Source organism: Streptomyces sp. SID3343 (assembly GCF_009865215.1).
In the GTDB taxonomy this organism is placed as follows: Bacteria; Actinomycetota; Actinomycetes; order Streptomycetales; family Streptomycetaceae; genus Embleya.
Genome location: NZ_WWJX01001516.1, coordinates 19,116 through 40,711 on the forward strand (window position 1 = coordinate 19,116; position 21,596 = coordinate 40,711).

Consider the following 21,596-nt stretch of genomic DNA (forward strand, 5'->3'; position numbering starts at 1 on the left):
ATCCGACACCGGATTTGGCCGCCAAGTATGCCTACCCTAAGTTGTTCCGCGTCCGGGACGGCGTGTCCGAGGGGGGACCGATCACGTATGCGGTTGTATCTGCTCGCTCTCAACCCCACCGACTCGGTGACCGAAGGCTTCCTGCCGGCCGCCGGCCGGCTGGGACTCGACGTCACACTGCTCACCGAGCCCGCCCACGCGGCACGCCATCGTGACCTGTGCGCGGGCGCGTTCGCGTCGGTCGAGGTGCTGGAGTGCGACGTCCGTGACTTTCGTGAGGTGGTCGGCCGGATCTCCGCTCACCATCCGCCTGCGGCGGTGTTCACCAACAGCGACCACCTCCAGGTTCAAGCGGCCTTGACCGCCGAGTACTTCGGTCTGCCCGCCAAGGACTGGCGAGCCGCGCTGCGGGCGAAGAACAAGGCGCAGATGCGGCATCGGCTCGCCGCGTCCGGGATCGACACCGTGTGGTCGGCCGAACTCGCACCCGCCCGGCGGGCCAAGGACCTGCTCACGCACACGCGCTGCCCGTACCCGTGCGTGGTCAAGCCGCGCGAGGGTGTCGCGGGCGAGGACGTGGTGCTGGTCGCCGACGACGCCGAACTGGTGGCGCGGTGCGACGAGATCCAGGCCCGACGGCCCGGCGCGGCGTTGCTGATCGAGGAGTTCCTGCCCGGCGAGCTGTACACCCTGGAGACTCTCGGCGACCGGCACGGCACCCGGGTCGTGGCCGGCTTCCACACCCACGTGTCGCCGCCGCCGTACTTCGTCGAACTGCGCCTGGACCTCGTCCCCGACCCGCCGCGCGCGACCACCGCCGCCGTGCTCGCCCGACTCGACGCGCTCGGGGTGGGGTTCGGGGCCTGCCACACCGAGTTCGTCGTCCACGACGGTCGCGCCCGGATCGTCGAGGTGAACTACCGCGCGATCGGCGACCAATGCGACCTGCTGCTTGCCGAACTCCTGGAAATCCCGCTGTTCGAGTACATCCTGCGCATCCACCTCGGCGAGGACCTCCCCGCCGATCTCGGCGCGCGTGGGGACCGACACGCCCGCGTGGACTACCCGTGCGCCGCACGCGCGGGTGTGCTCACGGCCGCCCCGGACCGCCTCGACGTCGCGGTCACGGACCCGGCGGGCGACGTCCGCCGGACCTACCGCCCGCTGCGCGCGATCGGCGAACGTCACGAGCACCACCACTCCAACCGGGACTACCTCGGCGTCCTGCGCACCACGGGCACCGATCGGGCCGCGGTGGACCGCGCGGCCGAGCAGTTCCTGACCGGGCGGCACTGGAGGATCACCCCGTGACGGATCGCGCCGCCGGCGACGCGTCCCCGTCCCGGGCGCGGGCCCTGGTCCCGCGCTCGCCCGACATGCCGTCTTCGACCGACCTCCCGGTCCGGGCCGACACCCTCGCCCGGATCGACGTCGCGCCCCCGACCGACGGATCCGACCCCGCCCTCCCGAGCACCCTCGACCCGGCCACCGGCCCCGTCGACCCGGTCGACGCCTCCGTCGACCTGCTCGACGCCCCCGTCGATTCGCTCGACGCGCCGGCCGACCGGGAAGTGCTCCGCCGGGTGCTGGACACCGTGCTCCGCGAAGACGTCCTGGCCCTGCGCTCGACGGCCGAACTCGTGCGGCGCCCGGACGGGCCGTGGCTGCGCCTGACCCGGCCGCCCCACGCCGGCGCCTGGCTGCTGCCGGTCCGGGCGGACGGATTCCAGTGCGAGTACGCCGCCCGGCTGCCCCTCCTGGAAGCCGAGGCCGACGGCGCCCGACGCACCGACACCGCCGGCGTCCTGGCGGCGCTGCGAGACCTGGCCGACCCGCAGGACCGGTCCGGCTTCGACGACTTCGCCCACGAGTGCCGGCAGGCCGTAGCCGTCGCTCGCCTGCACGAGAGCGCCGGCCCCTCGGTCCGGGCCGCGCTCGCCGACCGTCACGGCCCGGACCCCAGCGCGTGGACGGGCCTGCGCGCCTCCCCCGCCCTGGACACGCTGGCCGCCTACCTCCAACACCCCGTCTACCCCACCGCGCACGCCCGTTCGGGCCTCGACGCGGCGGCGCTGCGCGCACACGCGCCCGAGTTCCATGCCGCCTTCCAGCTGCGCTGGGCCGTGGTGGCGCGCGAGGCACTGACCCTTGCCGGCGCTCTGCCCGCATGGTGGCCCGACCCTGCGGCGCTCGGCCTGCCGCGACTCGCGGCGAGCCATCTCGCCCTGCCCGTACACCCGTTGACGTTCGACCGACTTCCCGATCCGGCGATCCGCGTCGAACGGCCGTACCTGGACGTGCTCCCCACGCTGTCGATGCGCACGGTCGCGTCTACCGCGGATCCGAGCGTGCACCTCAAACTCCCGCTGCCCACCGCCAGCCTCGGCCTGCTCAACCGTCGCACCGTGAGGCCCGGCTCGCTCGTCGACGGCGCGGCCGGCCAACGCCTCCTGGCCGCCGTCCTCGATCGCGAACCCCGGTTCCGCGACCGGGTGTTGCTCGCCGACGAACAGAGTTACCTGCACGCGGGGCACGAGTTGCTCGCGGTGATGGTGCGCCGATACCCACCCGTCCCCGAGGGCGCGCTCGTCCTGCCGCTCGCGGCGCTGCTCGCCCGCGGGCCCGACGGCGCCCTCGTCCTGGACCGGGTCGCCCAACGCTTCCACGGCGGCGACCGGTTCGCCCTGATCGACGCCTACCTGAGTCTGCTCCTGGACTGGCAGACCACGCTGTACCGCTACGGCATAGCGCTCGAATCCCATCCGCAGAACGTCTCGCTCGTGCTGACCGAGGGTCGGCCGCCGCGACTGTTGTTCAAGGACAACGACGGCCCGCGCGTCAACTCGGCCCGCTGCCCGCTCCCCCACGACGACTTCGCCGACCCCCGGACCCTCACCACGCACGACGGGCCGCTCGCCGACGTGTTCGTCACCATCACCGTGCACCTGTGCGCGGGCGCCGTCGCGTTCGCGCTGCCCCCGGCCGAGCGCGAGCGCGTACTCGACCTCGTGCGCGACCGCGTGGCCGCGACCGCCGATCCGGACCTGCGCCGCCGGGTCCTGGCCGCGACACGCCTGCCGGTCAAGGCGATGGTCACGGCCGGCACCCTCCTGAGCAAACAGCGCTCCGGCGCGGCCGACATCAACAAGCATTACGTCACCGGGCCGAACTACCTGCGCCGGCCGACCGCCACCCGGTGACGGTCGGGCCCGTTCGTAGCACGCACCACCCTCGAACCGCTGGAGTCGTCCATGCCGTTTCCGTCGGCCCGCCCCGGAGCCACGACCGCGCCCGCCTTGCCCGTCGCGGCCTCGCCTCCCTCGCTCCCCTCGGCCGAGGACGCGGTCGCGCACACCCTGCTCAACTGTCTGCACCGCGAAGTCTCGGGCCCGGAACGGCGAACGGCCGTGGAGGCCGCCACGGGTCGCTCCGCCGATGCCGGACACCTGCGGCTGCGGCTGGCCCGATCCGGCACCGTGCTGCGCGTACGACTACGGCGCACGTCCCTGCTCGGCGACCACCGCTTCCTGGGGCCGGTCGCCGAACGCAGCGGACACGCCTGGCACGAGCTCACGTGGCAGGATCTGGCCGAGCGCGTGCACACCGAACTGGGCCTGCGTACCGGGGTGGACAACGACGAGTTCCTGGGCCAACTGGCCGCCAGCCACGCGGGCGTGGCCGCCGGCCTGGGGCGGCGCGCGCCCGCCCCCGCGTCGCGCTACCTCGAATCGGAACAGGCCCTGGTGTTCGGGCACCGCTTCCACCCCACGCCCAAGGCCCGCAGCGGCGACCTCGCGACGTGGGCGGCCTACGCCCCCGAGGCTCGGGCGACCTTCCGACTGCGCCACCTCGCGGTGCGCAGCGAACTCGTCGCGCAGGACCGGGTTTCGCCGGCCGCCACCGCCGTACTCGACCGGCTGCGTCGCGTCCCCGACGGCTACACGCTGCTGCCCGCGCACCCGTGGCAGTACGAACTCCTGCGCGACGACCCGCGTCTGCGGGCCGCCCTCGCCCGCGGCGACGTGCTGGACCTGGGCGAAGGCGGCGCGCACTTCACCCCCACGGCGTCGGTGCGCACGCTGTCCGGCGCCGGGGCGTTCCTGAAATTCAGCCTGAACGTACGGATCACCAACTGCATCCGCAAGAACGCCGCGTACGAGCTGTCGGGCGCGGTCGCGCTCACCCGTGCGCTCGCGCCGATCCTGGGCCGGCTCGCTCGGCGGTTCCCCGGTCACGCGGTGCTCGGCGAGCCCGCCTATCGCAGCGTCTCCGCGGCCGTCGCGCCCGATCTGCTCGAAGGGTTCGGCGTGATCGTCAGGGAGGGTCTCGACGCGCACGTACGCCCGGGAGCCACACCGCTGTTGGCCGCCGCCGTGGCCGACGAATACCCCACCGGGGCCGCGCACATCTCCCGGCTCCTCGACGGCGGCGGGCCGCGCGACGCGCTGCGGTGGTGGGACGCCTACCTGCGCCTGCTCGTGCCACCCGTGCTGTCCGCCTACCTCGACCACGGCGTCGTCCTGGAACCGCACCTGCAGAACGTGCTCGTCGCGGTGGACGACGACGGGCTGCCCTCGCGGGTCCTGTTGCGTGACATGGAGGGCACCAAACTGCTCCCCGAACCGCACGCCGCCACCCTCGCCGCATTGCCGACGTCGGTCGCCGAACCGATGACCTACGGCGCGCGACGCGGTTGGGACCGGGTGACCTACTGCCTCCTGGTCAACAACGTCGCCGAGGTCCTGGCCGCGCTCACCGATCTGCACCCGCGCCTGGAGGCGCACCTGTGGGCCCGGGTGCGCGCGGTCCTGGAGGGTTGCCGGGCCGAGCACGGCGACCGGGCTCCCCTGCGGGCCCTCCTCGACGGTGCGCCGCTCCCGGCCAAGGCCAACCTGCTCGCCCGGTGGGAGCGCCGCGCCGATCGCGAGGCCGAATACGTCCGTATCCCGTCTCCGCTGGCCCGATCGGTCCTCGGCGGCGCCCTGCGCACCCGCGTCCGGAGAAGCTCGTGATCACCCCCGCCGTCCGGGCCCGCGTCGAGAACCTCGGCACCCACGAACTCCCGTGCTACCTCTACGACACGAGCGGTCTCCGCGACCATGTGGCGGCAGTACGGGCCGCGTTGCCGCGGCGCGTGGAGTTGTACTACGCGGCCAAGGCCAATCCCGCTCCCGAGATCCTGGCCGCGCTCGCGGGCCTCGTCGACGGCTGCGAGGTGTCCTCCGGCGGCGAACTCGCCCACGTGCGACGCCGACTGCCCGGCACCGCCCTCGCGTTCGGCGGCCCCGGCAAGACCGAGGCCGAACTGGCCGACGCGCTGCGGTTGGGCGTCGCACGCTTCCACGTGGAGAGCCGGCACGAACTGCACCTGTTGGCGGCGCTCGCGGCGCGGGTGGCGCCCGGGCGCGACGTCGACGTACTCCTGCGGGTCAACCTTCCGCTGGGTCCGGGCGTCCTGCGCGGCGCGGCGCTCGCGATGGGCGGCGATCCGTCGCCGTTCGGCCTGGACCCGGACGGCGTCGAGTCGTGCCTCGACGTCTTCGCCGGACCCGACGCGGGCCGGCTGCGCGTGCGCGGCATCCACGCCCACCTGGCCAGCGGCCTGGACGCCGAGACGCAGGTCGACGTCGGCGCCCGTATCGTCGCGTGGACGCGCGCGCTCGCGAACCGCAGGCGCGTGGAACTGCGCGAGGTGAACATCGGCGGCGGCATGGCGGTCGACTACGCGAACCCGACCGAGCGCTTCGACTGGCGAGCCTTCGGCGCGGGGCTCGCGCGCATCCTGGCCGACGACCCGGCACTGGTCCTGCGAATCGAGCCGGGCCGGGCCCTGACCGCCTACTGCGGCTGGTACGCGACGGAGGTCCTCGACGTGAAGCACAGTCACGGCGAAGCCTTCGCCGTCCTGCGCGGCGGAACCCACCACCTGCGCACCCCCGCCGCCAAACAACACGACCAACCCTTCACCGTGGTCCCCACCGCCACCGCCTGGCCGCACCCGTGGCCCCGCCCCGAACTGCACGAAGCCCCGGTCACCCTGACCGGCCAGCTGTGCACCCCCAAGGACGTGTTCGCCCGGCGCAAGCCGGTCCACGTGCTCCGTGCGGGCGACCGCATCGCCTTCGCGATGGCCGGCGCCTACGCGTGGAACATCTCCCACCACGATTTCCTGATGCACCCACACCCCACCTTCCGACAGGTGTGACGGCCTGCGACCGGGCCACCGGGCCACCGGGCCGTCGGAGCACCGGACCGTCGGAGCACAGCGCCCGGATCCCGGTCGAGGAATTCCGGTCGAGAAAAGAATTCCTGTCGAGTGATGTCGCGATCGGGCCTTCCGCCTCGACCTTCGATATGCGGGGCCCACTCCGGGTACCGGCGGACACAGCGTCGATGCGTCGACGCGGACGGGAGCGATCATGGGAATCAAGGGACAGGCCGTGGTGCACTTCGAGATCGTGGGAACCGATCCGGCGATGCTTCGCGACTACTACGGCAAGCTGTTCGGGTGGGAGTTCGATGTCGGGGACGCGGCCACCGAGGCCATCTCCGAGCCCGGCAACTACGGCTTCGTGGACGGCGCGAAGACCGACGCCGGGGGCGGGAATCCCGGCATCAACGGCGGCGTCGCCGGCGGCGCGGACCACGAGCGCCGGGTGCTGTTCTACGTGGGCGTGCCCAGTGTCGAGGCCGCGCTCCGCAAGGCGGAGAGCCTCGGCGGGACTCGCACGATGGGCCCCGAGCCGGCCTCGGCGGCCGACTTCGCGGTCGGGCACTTCACCGACCCCGAGGGGCATCTGATCGGCGTCGCGGGTCCGGCCTGATCGGCCGCGCCCACAGCGCCGCACCCGCGGCCCGAACCGGCCGAACCGGCCGTGCGAGTCGGCCCGCCCACCGCGAGAACCACAGGGAGTCGAGATGAAGTATCTGCTCTTGATCTACAGCAACCCGAAGAACTGGGGACACCCGATCTTCGCCCGCACCCCGGAGTTCCTGGCGCTGCCGCAGGACGAGCGGGACGCCCTGAGCGGGCAGGCCGACGCGTTGTTCACCGAGATCTCCGCTTCGGGCGAGTTGGTCGTCGGCGCGGCGCTGGCCGACCCCGTGCTCACCCGCACGGTGCGGGTGCGCGAGGGCGTGCCGGCGACCACGGACGGTCCTTACGTCGAGGCCAAGGAGCAGTTGGCCGGGTATTTCGTGGTCGACTGCGACAGTCCGGAACGGGCAGCCGAGATCGCCGCGCGCTTCCCCGACGCCCGGTTCGCCGCGCTGGAGGTCCGTCCGATCATGGACATGTCCGGCCAGGAGATGTGAACACGCAACCCGACGTCGAGGACCTGCTGCGCCGCCTGGCGCCGCGGGTCCTCGGCGCGCTCGTACGCCGACACCCGGACTTCGAGGCCGCCGAGGACGCGGTCCAGGAAGCCCTGTTGGCCGCCGCCACGCAGTGGCCGAAGGAGGGTGTGCCGGATCGCCCGGAGGGTTGGCTGGTCACCGTCGCGTCCCGGCGGATGACCGACCGTTTTCGCAGCGACCTGGCGAGTCGGCGCCGCGAGGAGCGGTCGGCCGCGCTGACCCCGACGGACGAACTCGTCGCGCCGGCCGCCGACGCCGGGGAGCCGGCGGGCGAGGACGACACGCTCACCCTGCTGTTGCTGTGCTGCCACGACGATCTCGGCCCGTCCTCCCGGGTCGCCCTGACCCTGCGCGCCGTCGGCGGTCTGACCACGGCGGAGATCGCCAACGCGTTCCTGGTTCCCGAGACGACGATGGCCCGACGGATCGGCCGCGCCAAGCAGCGCGTCAAGGCCGGCGGCGCCCGATTCCGCAGGCCGCCCGAGGACGAGCTGCCGGAGCGCCTGCGCGCCGTCCTGCACGTGCTCTACCTCGTCTTCAACGAGGGGTACACCGCCACGTCGGGCCCCGACCTGTACCGCACCGACCTCGCGCGCGAGGCGATCCGGCTCACCCGGACGGTACGCGCCCTGCGCCCCGACGACGGCGAGGTCGCCGGCCTGCTCGCGCTCATGCTGCTCACCGACGCGCGACGGCCGGCCCGTACCGACCCCGAAGGCAACCTCGTCCCCCTCGCCGAGCAAAACCGCGACCGATGGAACCGCGCGTACGTCGACGAGGGCATCGCCCTGATCACCGACACGCTGGCCCGCGCCCCGATCGGCCCGTACCAGGTCCAGGCGGCCATCGCGGCCGTGCACGCGGAGGCCGCCCACGCTCGGGACACCGACTGGCCGCAGATCGTCGAGTTGTATCGCGTCCTGGAAGACCTGGCCCCCAATCCCGTGGTCACCCTCAATCACGCGGTGGCGGTCGCGATGACCCACGGCCCGCGGGCCGGACTCGCGCTCCTGGAGCCCTTGGACGCCGACCAGCGCATGTCGGGCCGGCACCGTCTACCTGCGGTCCGCGCGCATCTGTTGGAGTCGGCCGGCGACATCGAGGCCGCGCGAGCGTCCTACCGCATCGCCGCCCGACTGACCACGAGCCTGCCCGAACAGCGCTACCTCCAGGACCGCGAGGCACGCCTGGCCCGCCGGTAGTTCGCCGAGCACGGCCGCGCGGTCGCTCCCGTTCACGGCTCGATGAGGCCGGCGCGGATCGCGTAGCGGGTCAGTTCCAGGCGGTCGCGCAGGCCGAGCTTGTGCAGCAGGTTGGCGCGGTGGCGTTCGACGGTCTTGACGCTGATCACCAGGAGGTTCGCGATCTGCCGGGACGTGTGCCCCTCCGCGACCAGCTTGAGCACCTCTTCCTCCCGCTCGGTGACCGCCCTGGCCGGCAACGGCTCGCCTTGGCGGGCGCGGTCGAGGTAGCTGCGGGTCAGGGTGGTGATCGCGCCGGGGTAGACGAAGGGCTCGTCGCGCATCGCCGCTCGGCACGCTTCGACGAGGTCGCGGTCGGCGACCGACTTGGGCACGTAGCCACTGGCCCCGGCCTTGAGCGCCTCGAAGAAGTACTGCTCGTTGTCGTACATGGTCAGGATGAGGATGCGCAGGTCCGGCTTGAGCCGGGAGAGTTCGCGGGCGGCCTGCAGGCCGGTCATCCGGGGCATCGAGATGTCCAGGATGGCGAGATCGATCCGCGCGGTGCGCGCCTGTGCGACCGCCTGGGCGCCGTCGTCGGCCTCGGCGACGACGGTGAGGTCGGGTTCGTGGTCGAGGATGAGCCGCACGCCGCGGCGCACGAGCGCGTGGTCGTCGGCGAGCAGGATGCGCGTGGGCGCCAACGGTGCGGTCATCGCTCGACTTCCTGTGCGGCGGGCTCGCGTGCGCCGCGACCCCGTACAGCGGACTCCGGGGCAGCGGGCTCGCGTGTGGCTGATCCCCGTGCAGCGGCTGATCCTCGTGCAGCGGGTTCCGGTGCTGCGGGCTCCTGTACGGCGCGTTCCCCCACGGCGGGCTCCGCTGGGGCGTGAGGTTTCGGTTCGGGCACGCGCAGGCGGATCTCGGTGCCGCCCGCCGGACCGGACCCGATCGACAGGTCGGCTCCGGCGAGCAGCGCCCGCTCGCGCATGCCCCGGATCCCGGCACCCTCCGGCGCGGTCCCGATGCCGCGGCCGTTGTCGGCGATCAACAGTTCGACCCCGCCGGCCGGATCCGGGCGCAGCTCCAGCCTCGCCCGGTCCGCGCCGGCGTGCCGGGCGGCGTTGGTCAGGCCCTCCTGGGCGACGCGGTAGACCACGAGTTCGGTGTCGCGGTCCAGCGCGACCAGCCCGGGGGTGAGCCGATGGCGCACGCCCAGCGCGGGCGTGCTCAGCTCTGCGGCCAGCGCGCGCAGGGCGCTGGCCAGGCCGAGTTCCTCCAGGACGCCCGGGCGCAGCCGGCGCGCGATGCGGCGGAGTTCGTCGAGGCTGCCGCGAGTGGTCTCGACCGACAGGCGCAGGTCCTCGCGGATCGGTTCGGGGGCCCGGTCGCTCGCGTACTTGAGCTGGAGGAGGACGGCGGTCAGCGTCTGTCCGATCTCGTCGTGCAGTTCCCGGGCGATGCGTCGACGCTCTTCTTCCTGCGCGGACAGGACTCGGGCGCTGCTGGTGGCGCGTTCGCTTTCCAGACGGTCGAGCATCGTGTTGAACGTGGCGACCAGGACCGCGATCTCCCCCGATCCGGTGACCGCCGGGCGGGAGACGGGGCGCAGCAGGTCGGCCGTGCTCATCGCCCGGGTCAGTCGGCGCAGCGGGGCGAGGGCGACGCGCAGGATGACGGCGTTGACGACGAGCATCATCGTCAACCCGGCGGCCAGGACCAGGGCCTGGCCGGGCAGTACCGGGGTGGAGACCGTCACCGGTCCGAGCAACAGCACGGCGGCCAGCGCGAGCACGACCGCGTTGAGCAGGAAGATCCGCCAGAACAACGACACGACCCCACCCTCCCTGGTGGACGGACGCGACCGCTGCCCCACCTCCCGAAACCCGCCGGCCTTCGCCGGCTTACCGCACCCTCACGACCTGCGCGAAGGTGCACAAGCGATCCAGTTTGTCCGGTTGTCGCGGGCCCTGTCCATCCGTACTGACACCCATATCGCCGCACCCCTGTCAAGTGGCAACATGGCGGGCTTGTGCCGGGCGACCACGCCGTGTGCACCCCCGAACACCCTTCGGGATCCGCCCGTGAACGACCAGAGGAGGACGGCCGTGCCCGCCCCGCGGATGAGCACGACACCCTTGCCCGGCATCGGTGTCCGGTACGACCTCACCACGCGAGAACAGCGTCACCTGTCGGTGATCGCGCACCGCGACGGCACCCGGACGGTGAGCCTGTATCGCGCCGACGACCCGGACGCGTGCGGGCGCTCGCTGCACCTGACGGGCGCGGAGTCCGCGTCGTTGATCGACGCGTTGACGCCCTCGCCGCACAGCCCGAACGTGTTGCACACCACCGATCTGGGCCTGGTGGCGGAGCGGATCCCGCTGTCGGCGCACGCGCACTGGAACGGGCGGGTGCTGGGCGAGACGCGTATGCGCACCGATACCGGGGCGTCGGTGGTGGCGGTCCTGCGCCGGGCGCAGGCGATCCCGTCCCCCGCGCCGGACTTTCGGCTGGCCGGCGGGGACACGCTGATCGTGGTGGGCACGCGCGAGGGCATCGAGGCCGCCGCGGCGATCCTCGGTCGAGAGTGACGCCGGTGCATTCCGCGATCTTCCTGATCGAATTCGGCGCGATCATCCTGGGCCTGGGTCTGCTCGGCCGGGTCGCCGGTCGGCTGCGCTTCTCGCCGATACCGCTGTATCTGCTGGCCGGGCTCGCGTTCGGCGAGGGCGGCCTGCTTCCGCTGGGCACGAGCGAGGAGTTCGTGGCGATCGGCGCCGAGATCGGCGTGATCCTGCTGCTGTTGATGCTCGGTCTGGAGTACACCGCCGGGGAACTGGTCTCCAACCTCAAGACCCAGTACCCGGCGGGCCTGGTCGACTGCGCCCTCAACGCGACCCCGGGGGCGGCGGCCGCGCTGCTCATGGGGTGGGGGCCGGTGGCCGCGGTGGTTTTGGCGGGGGTCACCTGGATCTCGTCGTCCGGGGTGATCGCCAAGGTGTTGGGGGATCTGGGGCGGCTCGGCAATCGCGAGACTCCGGTACTGCTGAGCATCCTGGTCCTGGAGGACCTGGCGATGGCCGTGTACCTGCCGGTGGTCACCGCCCTGTTGGCGGGTGTCGGCCTGGCGGCGGGCAGCGTGACGTTGGCGGTCGCGTTGGGCGCGGCGGGGCTCGTGCTGTTCGTGGCCGTCCGCTACGGGCGGTTGATCTCGCGTTTCGTCTCCAGCGACGACCCCGAGAAGCTGCTGCTGGTGGTGCTGGGCCTGACCCTTTTGGTCGCGGGGCTGGCCCAGCAGCTTCAGGTCTCCGCCGCGGTGGGGGCCTTTTTGGTCGGCATCGCCCTGTCGGGTGAGGCCGCCGAGGGTGCGCACACGCTGCTCAGTCCGCTGCGGGACCTGTTCGCCGCGGTGTTCTTCGTGTTCTTCGGTCTGCACACCGATCCGTCCGGGTTGCCGCCGGTTCTGTTGCCCGCGCTCGCGTTGGCCGCGGTCACCGCGGCGACGAAGATCGCGACCGGCTATTGGGCGGCGAGACGCGCGGGGATCGGCGCCACCGGTCGGTGGCGGGCGGGCGGTGCGCTCGTGGCGCGCGGCGAGTTCTCGATCGTCATCGCCGGGCTCGCCGTCAGTGCCGGCATCGAACCCTCCCTCGGCCCGCTGGCCACCGCGTACGTCCTGATCCTGGTTGTGCTCGGCCCGTTGACCGCTCGCTACACCGAACCGGTCGCCGCGTTCGTGACCGCTCGGGTGCGGCCGTCCTCGCGCACCGCGGACGCGGTCGACGAGGCCCCGGCGGTCGTCGGCGAGTGAGCCGCGGGTCCGGTCCGATCGAACGTCGCCCGCACACGAGTTCCGGGAGTCGCCCGCGTATGGGTTCGGATCGTCCGCCGCCCCCGGCCGGGGCCGCGCAGCCGCGCCGGTTGAGCTGGGACGTGCTCCGGGCGTCGGCGGTGCTTTTGGTGATGCTCTACCACGCGACCTGGCTGGCTCCCCGCTGGCATCCGGAACTGGCGTCGCACGGCGTCGAGTTCGCCTATCCGGTGGGCGCGAGTGTGTTGTTGGTGGTCTCGGGTTACTTCGCGGGCGTGTCCGTGCGTCGCGGAGAGCCGCTGCGGTGGTGGATCGGCCGGCTGTGCCGGATCCTGCCCGCGTTCTGGGTCGCGGTGCCGGTGACGGCGCTGCTGACGGTGGTGTTCTCGCCGGCCGACTGGTGGTCGCCGACCTGGCGTGACGTCGGCGCGAACCTGCTGATGTTGTGGCAGTGGAAGCCGCAGAGCCACCCGTTCGTGGACTCCTCCTACTGGACCCTGCCGATCCAACTCGTGGGTTTCACGGCCGTGCTCGTGGCCGCTCGCCGCCGGCGCGGCGGCGCGGTCCGGTTGCTGCTGTGTGGCCTGGTGGTCGAGGTGGCGCTGTGGCCGGTGCGGGTGTACGCGGCGGCGGAGCCGTTCCGGATGGTGTACGACGGCCTGGGCCTGTACCGCATGCACCTGCTCGTCGCGGGCGTCGCGGTGTATCTGCTCGCGGCCGGGCGCGTGGGCCGGGTCCCCGGCTTCGCCCTGGTCGCCGCGTGCCTGGCGGCGCACGCGTTGCAGACCCTGGAGGTGGGCACGACGATCGGCGTGGCGTTCGGGATCGGCGCGGTGTGTGCCGCCGCTCTGGGGCCCGACTGGGACGTCGTGGTCCCGGCCGTGGTGCGGCCGGGGGTGCGATGGCTCGCCGGGATCGGCTACGGCGTCTATCTGATGCATCAGGCCGCGGGCACCGTGGTGATGCGGCGGCTGCACGATCTCGGGGCCGGGCGGTCGGTGCAGGTGCTCGGCATGCTCGCCACCGGGATCGTGTTGGGGTGGGCGCTCACCGTGTGGGTGGAACGGCCCGCGTATCGGGCGTTGACCCGGCTGCGGGATCGGATGCTCGACCGGCGCTCGCCACGTCCGGCGCGGCGGTAGCGCGCTCGCGGCCGATGGCCGGTTCTGCCCTGTACCACCTCTGGGCGTGGTCGGAGGATCGAGGCGACGGTAGTACCGCGAGGCCGAGCATCCTTGGGGGAATCGTGACCGCGTCCGTACCTGTGTCCATCCGTCCGTTCGGGAATCGTGCGGTGCCCACCGGCCGAACCCTGATGATCCATCCGCCGTACGTGCACGACAACTATCTCGCCCAGGGCACCCCGTTCGTGACGGATCGTCAGCCCTTTCTTCCGGTCGCCCCGCTGTACGCGGCCGAGCTCCTGGAACTGCACGGCTTCGCCGAGACGCGTTTGTTCGACTGCCAGTTGCACGACCTGCGCGACGCGTCCGACGTGGCGGGATACGACTCGTACGGCATCTCCGTGATGGGGGCGCAGAACATCACCCCGGCTTATCACGTGTTCCGTTACCTCGCCGAACGCGTCGACTCCGGGCGGATCCACGTCGGCGGACAGGGCATCGAGAAGCTGTCCGAGGAGGAGTTTCAGCGGGTCTTCCCCGGCGGACACAAGACCGACCGTCAGGCGCTCGCGGGGCTTCCCGGGGCGATGGACGTCGACCTCGAACGCCAGGTGGCGAAGCTGAGCGACGCGGACCTGCGCGTCTACCTCGCGAACGAGATGACGCTGCCCTTCTCGCAGGGATGTCTGTTCGGGTGCAGTTTCTGCGGTGCGCAGATCCAGCGGCGCGAATCGTTCTTCGACGTGCCCACGCACCTGGATCTGCACTGCCGGTTGGCCAAGCGGTTCGGGGTGTCCTCGATCGACCTGTACTGCACGTCGCTCGACTTCTTCCAACAGGCGTTGCCCGGCGGGGACATCGCGCGGTTGACCCGGCTCCTGGAGGGCGTGATCGAGTTGCGCGAGCGGCACGGTCTCGACATCGGGCTGCGCGCGCTGACCCGTGCCGATTCGTACAACGCCGCGATGAAGTCCGAACAGATCCGCGACCTCACCGCCGGCGCGGGCTTCTCCCGGTTCGGGTTCGGGGCGGACGGGGCCGCGTCGGCCGACGTGGTCCGGGCGATGCGCAAGCACGCCGACGGGCTGCGTTCGGAACTGCTGCGCGCGTTCGAGCACATGGAGGCGAACCGGTTCGTTCCGGAGATCTTGTACGTGTTCGGGATCCCCGAGGACACTCGGGACACTCTCGCCGAGACCCGGGAACTGTGTGGTCTGCTCCTGGAGACCTTCCCGAACTCCGAGTACCGGGGTTTTCCGGCCAAGAACGAGATCCCGGGGAACTCCAACTGGAATCGTCGGGGCTGGCAGGGATCCGCCGCCCACACTCGCCTGCTGGACGAGCCCGACCTGTTCCTGAACCTGGGGTTCGAGACGCTCGCGAACGAGATATCGCACCCCGACCCCGACAAGCGCCTGATGGTCAATCGCTTCGCCGTCGACATGAGCCACCTCGCGCACGAACTCGGCCGGGTGGGCAGCTATCTCACCGTCCCGGTCGCCGACGAGGGCGTGGAGATCATGGACGACCCGACGATGTCGCGCTACCGCGAGATCGTCGCGAACTACGCCCCGGATCTGGCCCCGGGACTGCGGCCCGACAATCTGGTCGCGCAGCGCACGGAGCTGAACTCGGCGATCCCGAAGGACACGTGAGGCAGCCGTGAGGCAGCCGTGACCGACCCGCGCGTGAGCGGGAGCCGGCCGGGATCGGTACGGTGATCGGCGCGGCGGGAGTCGGTGTGTGGCGACCGCCGCGCCGCCGCGCCGCAGGGCGCAACGGGACGGGAACACGGGGGTCGGGGTCACATGACGCAGCCATATCCACCATCGCGGGAAGCGTGGCCCGCGGGCGGTCCCGGCGGACCGGAGGCGCCGCTGCCGCTGCCGCCGCGGAAGGCGCTCGTCGTCGTGGTGAGCGTGCTCATCACGGCCGCGTCGGCCGCGGTGATCGTGTTCCTGGTGCTGTGGATGCACAACGTGAGCCAAATCGCCGGGCCGGTGGGCCGCGACGACCTGAAGGAGTTGCCCGGTCCGCGCCACGTGGGGCTGGGCGTCCCGGCGGCACCGGGGACCGGAGGCGGCGCGTGAGCACGCCGGACCACCCGTGGGAGACCGAAGAGGAACGGCGGGCACGGACCGGGCGGGAGGGGGCGCAGCCGCCGCCCTTCATGCCGCCGCCTTTCCTGCCGCCGCAATCGCCGCGACCTGCGAACCCGCAGCCGGGGCAGGCGGGGCGGGCGCACGCCCAGCCGCCGTTCCAGCCGCCCCAAGCACAGCCGCAGCAACCGTCGCACCCGCAGCCCCACCCGCCCGCGCAACCGCAACCACCCCACGCTCGCACACCGTCCTCGCCGCCGCCGCAGCCGCAGCCGCATGCGCAACGGCAGGCCCACGGCCAACCGCCGTTCATGCCGCCCCAAGCACAGCCGCAGCAACCGTCGCACGCTCGGACACCGTCCTCGCCGCCGCAGGCGCAGGCGCAGCAGCCTTCGTACCTGCAACCCCACCCACAGCCGCAGCCGCATTCGCACCCGAACCCGAATCCGCAGCAGGCCACGCCCCGCCCCGTGCCGTTTCCGAACGCGTCGCAGGGCGGGTTCGTGGTCAACCCCAGCCTGCCGCTGTTCGATCCCGCTCCCCAGGCCACGCCCTACCCGTACTCGTCGCCGCCCTACGGCGGACCGAGCGGACCGACCGGCCCCACCGCCCGACCGACGGCCGGGCCCGCCCCGGCCCAACCCACCCCCCACGGGCACGGCTTCGTCTTCGGGCCGCCCCTCGACCCCACTCGGATCCGGACCCCACGGACGCGCCCCATCCTGCTCCGAAGCACCGTCCTGGCCCTCGCGGTGCTCGCGGTCGCCGGGGTCGGGGCCGTGCGGCAGGCGGGAAAGGACACCACCGACTACGACAACACCGGCCGCCGTAACAGGGTCGCCTGGGCGTTGAAGGACGGCCGCGACGGCCCCCCGATCACGCGGACGCCGGTCGCGGACTCGCGCGTACTGGAGGGCACGTGGTTCCGGGGGGACACCGTGGTGCGCTCCGAACTCTCGCGCGTGGTGGCGTACCGCGTCGACACCGGGGCCACGGTATGGGAGTCGCCGCTGCCGGACGGCGCCGCGATGTGCGCCGCCGGTGACGCGACCGACGGTCCGATCGCCGTGGTCGTCTACGGCGTCGGGGGTGCGTGTGACCGGATCGCGGGCGTCGACATCTCCTCGGGAAGGGAGGTGTGGGTCAAGCCGCGCCCCGACAAGGACTCGCTCACCGGCGGCGGCGAACGCCTGGCGGTGTCGCAGGGGGTCGCCGTCACCGCCGACACGGCGTTCCGGATCAAGGACGGTGCCCGGCTCTGGGCCGCGGATCGCGGTTTCGGGGCCGGCTGCCACGTCTCCGCGTTTCGCGGCGGGGCCGCGTTGGTGGCCAACGGGCGCTGTGGCACCACCGATACGGTCTGGGCGGTAAACCCGGCGACCGGAAAACCGGCATGGGCGCACGCCCTGCCCAAGGGCGGCACGATCCTCGGGTCACCGGTGGTCGCCACATCACCGGTGATCGTCGACGAACCGGTCACCACCGGCGTGCCGCGCCTGACCGTGTTGACCGACAAGGGCGAACCCGCCTACACGATCGAGACGGGCAACCCGGTGATCTCGAACGCCCTGGGCCCCACACCGCGCATCCTCGCGGACGAGCGCACGATCTACATCCCCGGCAACAACGGCCAGTCCCTGCACACTTCGGCCAAGCTGTGGGCCAATCAGATCGTCGCGGTCGATCGCGCGACCGGCAACGTCCGCTGGGTGTCGGCGCTCCCGGCGGCCGTCAAGGCGCTCGGCATGAGCGTCGACAGCAAGGCCGCGCCGATCCGGATCGACGAGGACGGCGGTCTGCGGGTGTGGGTGAACGCCGGTATCGGCAAGCCGCCGCGGCTGGTGCGATTCGCTGCGGGCGACGGTCACATCCGGGTCGTCGACGAGTATCCGCTGCGCTTGGGTGCCGCTCTCGCGCTGGACATGCCCAAGCCGTTCGAGCAGGACGGCCGGCTTTTCCTGGTCAAGGAGGACGTCGGCGACCAGGCCCTGGGCTACCGGCTCATCGTCGGCGGGTAGCTTGCGGGTGCCTGTGGGGTCACGGCCGGGACGGTGTCCTCATGCCCCACGGGCCGCTGCGCCAGGTGATCCCGTTCCACCGTCCGAGCCGCCGGATCTCCCAGACGCTCAACGCGGTGATGATCGCCGAACCGCCGATCCCGACCACGGCCTTGAGGTTGTCCGGCACGATGTCGGAGCCCGCGAACAGCATGTTGTCGGTCTTGAGGAACAGGTCGGTGCACGTGAACGTCCAGGCCAGCCACATCGCCATCAGCGCGGGCAGCATCGGGTGGCCGTCCGCCGCCGAGAACAGGTGTTGAGCCACCTGCCAGATGGCCACGATCGCGAATCCGAAGACCCACAGCGCCGTCACCATCGACACCCACGACAGCGCGAGTTGGACCGTGGTCCCGTCGGTGCGCAGCGTGTTGGTGTTGGAGCCCAGTCCCGCTCCCTTGCGAGTCCCCCACGCGAGCGCCGTCCCGAGTACGGGCACCACCATGAACAGCCCGACCGCCCGGACCGGATGGATCAGTTGCCGCAGGGTCGGCCCGCGCATCTCGGGGCGGGCCAGCATCACCATGAGGCAGCCGATCAACAGGATCCCGACGATGCCGTACAGGGGCAGCAGCACCATCCGCCGGACCAGCGCGGACACCAGCTCGCTGAAGATCTGCAGGCCGCGGGGTTTGGTCGACGTGCCGGTCGGGTGGCTGCTCTCCTTGTACAGGGCGCGCAGGAACACGGCCAGCACGATCGTCAGGCCGAGCCACGCGCGGACCCGGTTGAGGTTGCCCATCAGCCGGTCCGGGCGTCCGATGCGGTGCGACGGCCGCAGGATCCGGTGGGCCAGGACGCCCGGGACCACCACCGCCGTCACGATGCCGATCCACCGGCGCTCGATCCGATTGCGCGCGATCAAGGCCGCCTGGTGGGCGGATTGCGCCTGCACGGACGGGTCGGCGGGTGGGTGTGCGTGCGGATGCGGTGGTGTGTACGGATGCGGTTGTGCGTGCAGTTGCTGGCCGGCATGGGCCATCGGTCGGATCCTCCCCGCAGAACGACCGGCTCGGGCCGCACCAAGGTAGCAACGTGGGTCCCCCTGCCGACGGCCGGCGGCGCTAAATCCAGGTGACCGCACCCGGCGCCGGGCCCTAGGTTGGCGTCATGGATGCGACGTTCAAGGGGATCGGTGAGCGGCGCTTCGCGTTCGGCACCCGCCCGCGAAGCGCGCATCCGGCGACGAACCGGGAGCCGTGGAAGGGCCGTTGGCCCGATCGCTCCGGGTCGCCCCGCGGTTGAGCCGCCGTCTCGGTAGGTAGGTCGACGTCCGTCGCCCCGCCCGCCGGCCCGCGGCCGAAGACCGTCGCCGAAGCCGACCCGAAGGCCGTCGGGACTCCCTGAGCCCGGCCTGTCCAGGCCCCTGACGTCGCACGTCGCTTCCCGTCCCCCGCCCGCGGTTCGCGCCGCGTCACGCCGGTGCGGGGTGTCGTGTCGCCGTCGGCCTCGACGTGCCGGGCGTGCCGCCGCGTCCCCGTCGGGGGATCCGGCGGACCCGGCATGCGATGTTCGTCCTGCCCCGACCCGCGCGTACCCGATCGACCTGTCCGGATATCCGTACGGGCGGTTCGCCGTGCGCTCGGCGAGGCGTGCGCTCGGCGAGGTCGCCGGCCGGCTGGGCGTCGCGCCGTGTACCCCCGTACAACGACTCCGGTCGGCGCTCCGAGGCCGACCCGTCGGTCGATCGATCCGTTTCGTCGCCGCGTTCATCCGCCCGCCCGTCATCGAGAACCGAGAGAAGAACGAACCGTTATGGTCACCACCACGCGCAACCTCGCCGATGTCCGCAACATCGGGATCATGGCCCACATCGACGCGGGCAAGACCACCACCACCGAGCGGATCCTGTTCTACACGGGCGTCTCGTACAAGATCGGCGAGGTGCACGACGGCGCCGCCACGATGGACTACATGGCCCAGGAGCGCGAGCGCGGCATCACCATCACCTCGGCCGCGACGACCTGCCACTGGACGCTCGACGGCGTCGATCATCCGATCAACATCATCGACACCCCCGGGCACGTCGACTTCACCGTCGAGGTCGAACGCTGCCTGCGCGTGCTCGACGGCGCGGTGGCGGTGTTCGACGGCGTCGCGGGCGTCGAGCCGCAGTCCGAGACGGTGTGGCGCCAGGCGGACCGCTATCGCGTACCCAGGATCTGCTTCGTCAACAAACTCGACCGCACCGGAGCCGAGTTCCATCGCTGCGTCGAGATGATCGGCGCGCGGCTCGGCGCGGTGGCGCTCGTGCTGCAACTGCCGATCGGCGCCGAGGCCGGCTTCCGGGGCGTCGTCGATCTGGTGCGCATGCGCGCGCTCGTCTGGTCCGCCGAGACCGGGCTCGGCGAGGCGTACGACGAGGTCGACATCCCGGATACGCACGTCGAGGCCGCCGCCGAGTGGCGGGGACGGTTGCTCGAAACCGTCGCCGAACACGACGAGGCGTTCATGGCGGCGTACCTGGAGGGTGTCGAGCCCACCGAGGCGCAGTTGCACGCCGCGATCCGCCGGGTCACCGTCGTTTCCGGCAGCGGCGACGGCACCACGATCACTCCCGTGCTGTGCGGAACGGCGTTCAAGAACAAGGGGGTTCAGCCGTTGCTCGACGCGGTCGTGCGCTACCTGCCGTCACCGCTGGACGTCGACGCGATCGAGGGACACGCGGTCGGCGACCCGACCGCGGTGGTCGGTCGCAGGCCCGCGGAGGACGAGCCGTTCGCGGCGCTCGCGTTCAAGATCGCGAGCGATCCGCACCTGGGCAAGCTGACGTTCGTCCGGCTGTACTCCGGTCGGCTGGGCGCCGGCGACCAGGTGTCGAACCCGATCAAGGGCAGGAAGGAGCGAATCGCCAAGATCTTTCGGATGCACGCCGACCAGCGGGAGGACATCGCGTCCGCCGGTGCGGGCGACATCGTCGCCGTCACGGGTCTGAAGCAGACCACCACGGGCGAGACGCTGTGCGCGCCGGCGCATCCGGTGATCCTGGAGTCGATGGACTTCCCGGCCCCGGTCCTCGAGGTCGCCATCGAACCCAGGTCCAGGGTCGACCGGGAGAAGTTGGGCGTGGCCATCCAACGCCTGGCGGAGGAGGACCCGTCCTTCCTCGTCAAGACCGACGACGAGACCGGTCAGACCATCGTCGCGGGCATGGGCGAACTGCACCTGGATGTACTGGTCGACCGGATGCGCCGGGAGTTCGACGTAGCGGCGGACGTGGGCCGACCGCAGGTGGCGTATCGCGAGACGGTGCTCGCGTCGGTGGAGCGCCACGACTACACGCACCGGAGGCAGAACGGAGGCAAGGGGCAGTTCGCGAAGGTACGGATCGCGCTCGAACCGTTGCCGGGAGGCGGCTACGAGTTCGTCGACAAGGTCGCCGGCGGGCGCGTCCCGAGGGAGTACATCCCGTCCGTGGACGCGGGCTGTCGGTCGGCCCTGGCGTTCGGGGTGCTGGCCGGCTTCCCGCTGACCGGGGTTCGGGTGACGCTGCTCGACGGTGCGTATCACGACGTCGACTCGTCGGAGACGGCCTTCGAGATCGCCGGTTCGATCGCCTTCAAGGAGGCCGCGCGGCTGGCTTCGCCTGCCTTGTTGGAGCCGATGATGGCGGTCGAGGTGATCACCCCGGAGGACTACATGGGTGATGTGATCGGCGATCTCAACGCCCGTCGGGGCCACGTACGGGGCCTCGCGGAGCGTTCGGGAGCCAAGGTGGTCACGGCCTTGGTGCCGTTGGCCGAGATGTTCGGCTATGTGGGCGATCTGCGCAGCAGGACCTCCGGACGGGCCGGCTACTCGATGCAGTTCGACTCGTACGCGCACGTGCCGCGGCACGTCGCGGACGAGATCGTCGGCAGGGCCCGGGGGAAGTAGAGGGAAGGGCTCCCGCCGGCCGGGTGACGGCTCGACCGGCCGCCCCGTCGCGATCGTCGCGGCGGGGCGGCCGCCGGCCGCGCGGGCGG

General features: G+C 72.0%; 17 protein-coding genes. 14 read left to right on the forward strand and 3 right to left on the reverse strand.

Annotation, left to right across the window (positions count from 1 at the left end):
• Positions 1 to 87 precede the first annotated feature (87 nt).
• The 7 genes from GT354_RS47950 to GT354_RS47980 all read left to right on the forward strand — a co-directional run bounded on the left by GT354_RS47950 (position 88) and on the right by GT354_RS47980 (position 8,558).
• Positions 88 to 1,311, forward strand: coding sequence for an ATP-grasp domain-containing protein (locus tag GT354_RS47950; protein WP_161364170.1), 1,224 nt, complete (start codon positions 88 to 90; stop codon positions 1,309 to 1,311).
• Positions 1,308 to 3,200, forward strand: coding sequence for an IucA/IucC family protein (locus tag GT354_RS47955; protein ID WP_346012508.1), 1,893 nt, complete (start codon positions 1,308 to 1,310; stop codon positions 3,198 to 3,200). Before GT354_RS47950 ends, GT354_RS47955 begins: the two co-directional genes overlap by 4 nt.
• 51 nt (positions 3,201 to 3,251) lie before the next feature.
• Entirely contained in the window at positions 3,252 to 5,012 is a 1,761-nt protein-coding gene (locus tag GT354_RS47960) for an IucA/IucC family protein (RefSeq protein WP_161364172.1), read from the forward strand.
• Positions 5,009 to 6,205, forward strand: coding sequence for a type III PLP-dependent enzyme (locus tag GT354_RS47965; RefSeq protein ID WP_161364173.1), 1,197 nt, complete (start codon positions 5,009 to 5,011; stop codon positions 6,203 to 6,205). Before GT354_RS47960 ends, GT354_RS47965 begins: the two co-directional genes overlap by 4 nt.
• Positions 6,206 to 6,419: 214 nt before the next feature.
• A complete protein-coding gene (locus GT354_RS47970; RefSeq protein WP_161364175.1) occupies positions 6,420 to 6,824 on the forward strand; it encodes a VOC family protein in 405 nt (134 codons plus the stop codon).
• Between the two features lie 94 nt (positions 6,825 to 6,918).
• Positions 6,919 to 7,314, forward strand: a complete 396-nt coding sequence (locus GT354_RS47975; protein WP_161364177.1) for a YciI family protein — start codon at positions 6,919 to 6,921, stop codon at positions 7,312 to 7,314.
• A complete protein-coding gene (locus GT354_RS47980) occupies positions 7,311 to 8,558 on the forward strand; it encodes a sigma-70 family RNA polymerase sigma factor (RefSeq protein WP_161364179.1) in 1,248 nt (415 codons plus the stop codon). The genes GT354_RS47975 and GT354_RS47980 overlap by 4 nt, the downstream gene beginning before the upstream one ends.
• A 32-nt stretch (positions 8,559 to 8,590) precedes the next feature.
• Here the strand turns inward: GT354_RS47980 and GT354_RS47985 are convergent, their stop codons facing one another.
• On the reverse strand, positions 8,591 to 9,253 hold the full coding sequence (locus GT354_RS47985; protein WP_161364181.1) for a response regulator transcription factor: 663 nt from the start codon (positions 9,251 to 9,253) through the stop codon (positions 8,591 to 8,593).
• Complete coding sequence (locus tag GT354_RS47990) at positions 9,250 to 10,371, reverse strand: histidine kinase (protein ID WP_161364183.1); 1,122 nt, start codon at positions 10,369 to 10,371, stop codon at positions 9,250 to 9,252. The genes GT354_RS47985 and GT354_RS47990 overlap by 4 nt, the downstream gene beginning before the upstream one ends.
• A 289-nt stretch (positions 10,372 to 10,660) precedes the next feature.
• Between GT354_RS47990 and GT354_RS47995 the strand changes: the two genes are divergently transcribed.
• The 6 genes from GT354_RS47995 to GT354_RS56955 all read left to right on the forward strand — a co-directional run bounded on the left by GT354_RS47995 (position 10,661) and on the right by GT354_RS56955 (position 17,592).
• Positions 10,661 to 11,131: a cation:proton antiporter regulatory subunit gene (locus GT354_RS47995; protein ID WP_161364186.1), complete on the forward strand. Its 471-nt coding sequence runs from the start codon at positions 10,661 to 10,663 to the stop codon at positions 11,129 to 11,131.
• Positions 11,132 to 11,136: 5 nt separating this feature from the next.
• Entirely contained in the window at positions 11,137 to 12,351 is a 1,215-nt protein-coding gene (locus GT354_RS48000) for a cation:proton antiporter (RefSeq protein WP_346012509.1), read from the forward strand.
• Between the two features lie 59 nt (positions 12,352 to 12,410).
• Positions 12,411 to 13,493, forward strand: a complete 1,083-nt coding sequence (locus tag GT354_RS48005; RefSeq protein WP_161364188.1) for an acyltransferase family protein — start codon at positions 12,411 to 12,413, stop codon at positions 13,491 to 13,493.
• A gap of 152 nt (positions 13,494 to 13,645) precedes the next feature.
• The gene (locus tag GT354_RS48010; RefSeq protein ID WP_161364190.1) at positions 13,646 to 15,130 is read left to right on the forward strand and encodes a radical SAM protein; all 1,485 of its coding nucleotides are present in this window, start codon (positions 13,646 to 13,648) and stop codon (positions 15,128 to 15,130) included.
• A 153-nt stretch (positions 15,131 to 15,283) separates the two neighbouring features.
• Positions 15,284 to 15,565, forward strand: a complete 282-nt coding sequence (locus GT354_RS48015) for a hypothetical protein (protein WP_161364193.1) — start codon at positions 15,284 to 15,286, stop codon at positions 15,563 to 15,565.
• A 479-nt stretch (positions 15,566 to 16,044) separates the two neighbouring features.
• Positions 16,045 to 17,592, forward strand: a complete 1,548-nt coding sequence (locus GT354_RS56955; RefSeq protein WP_161364195.1) for a PQQ-binding-like beta-propeller repeat protein — start codon at positions 16,045 to 16,047, stop codon at positions 17,590 to 17,592.
• Between the two features lie 19 nt (positions 17,593 to 17,611).
• Here the strand turns inward: GT354_RS56955 and GT354_RS48025 are convergent, their stop codons facing one another.
• Entirely contained in the window at positions 17,612 to 18,613 is a 1,002-nt protein-coding gene (locus GT354_RS48025; RefSeq protein ID WP_161364197.1) for a hypothetical protein, read from the reverse strand.
• Between the two features lie 773 nt (positions 18,614 to 19,386).
• Here GT354_RS48025 and fusA point away from each other — a divergent pair.
• On the forward strand, positions 19,387 to 21,507 hold the full coding sequence (fusA, locus tag GT354_RS48030; protein WP_161364199.1) for an elongation factor G: 2,121 nt from the start codon (positions 19,387 to 19,389) through the stop codon (positions 21,505 to 21,507).
• Positions 21,508 to 21,596: the final 89 nt, after the last annotated feature.

Bases quoted from the DNA above. Each gene is read 5' to 3' on its own strand.
- GT354_RS47985 (WP_161364181.1), bottom strand. From the start codon at position 9,253: ATGACCGCACCGTTGGCGCCCACGCGCATCCTGCTCGCCGACGACCAC.
- GT354_RS47960 (WP_161364172.1), top strand. From the start codon at position 3,252: ATGCCGTTTCCGTCGGCCCGCCCCGGAGCCACGACCGCGCCCGCCTTG.
- GT354_RS47970 (WP_161364175.1), top strand. From the start codon at position 6,420: ATGGGAATCAAGGGACAGGCCGTGGTGCACTTCGAGATCGTGGGAACC.
- fusA (WP_161364199.1), top strand. From the start codon at position 19,387: ATGGTCACCACCACGCGCAACCTCGCCGATGTCCGCAACATCGGGATC.
- GT354_RS47975 (WP_161364177.1), top strand. From the start codon at position 6,919: ATGAAGTATCTGCTCTTGATCTACAGCAACCCGAAGAACTGGGGACAC.
- GT354_RS48005 (WP_161364188.1), top strand. From the start codon at position 12,411: ATGGGTTCGGATCGTCCGCCGCCCCCGGCCGGGGCCGCGCAGCCGCGC.
- GT354_RS48015 (WP_161364193.1), top strand. From the start codon at position 15,284: ATGACGCAGCCATATCCACCATCGCGGGAAGCGTGGCCCGCGGGCGGT.
- GT354_RS48025 (WP_161364197.1), bottom strand. From the start codon at position 18,613: ATGGCCCATGCCGGCCAGCAACTGCACGCACAACCGCATCCGTACACA.
- GT354_RS47995 (WP_161364186.1), top strand. From the start codon at position 10,661: ATGAGCACGACACCCTTGCCCGGCATCGGTGTCCGGTACGACCTCACC.
- GT354_RS47950 (WP_161364170.1), top strand. From the start codon at position 88: ATGCGGTTGTATCTGCTCGCTCTCAACCCCACCGACTCGGTGACCGAA.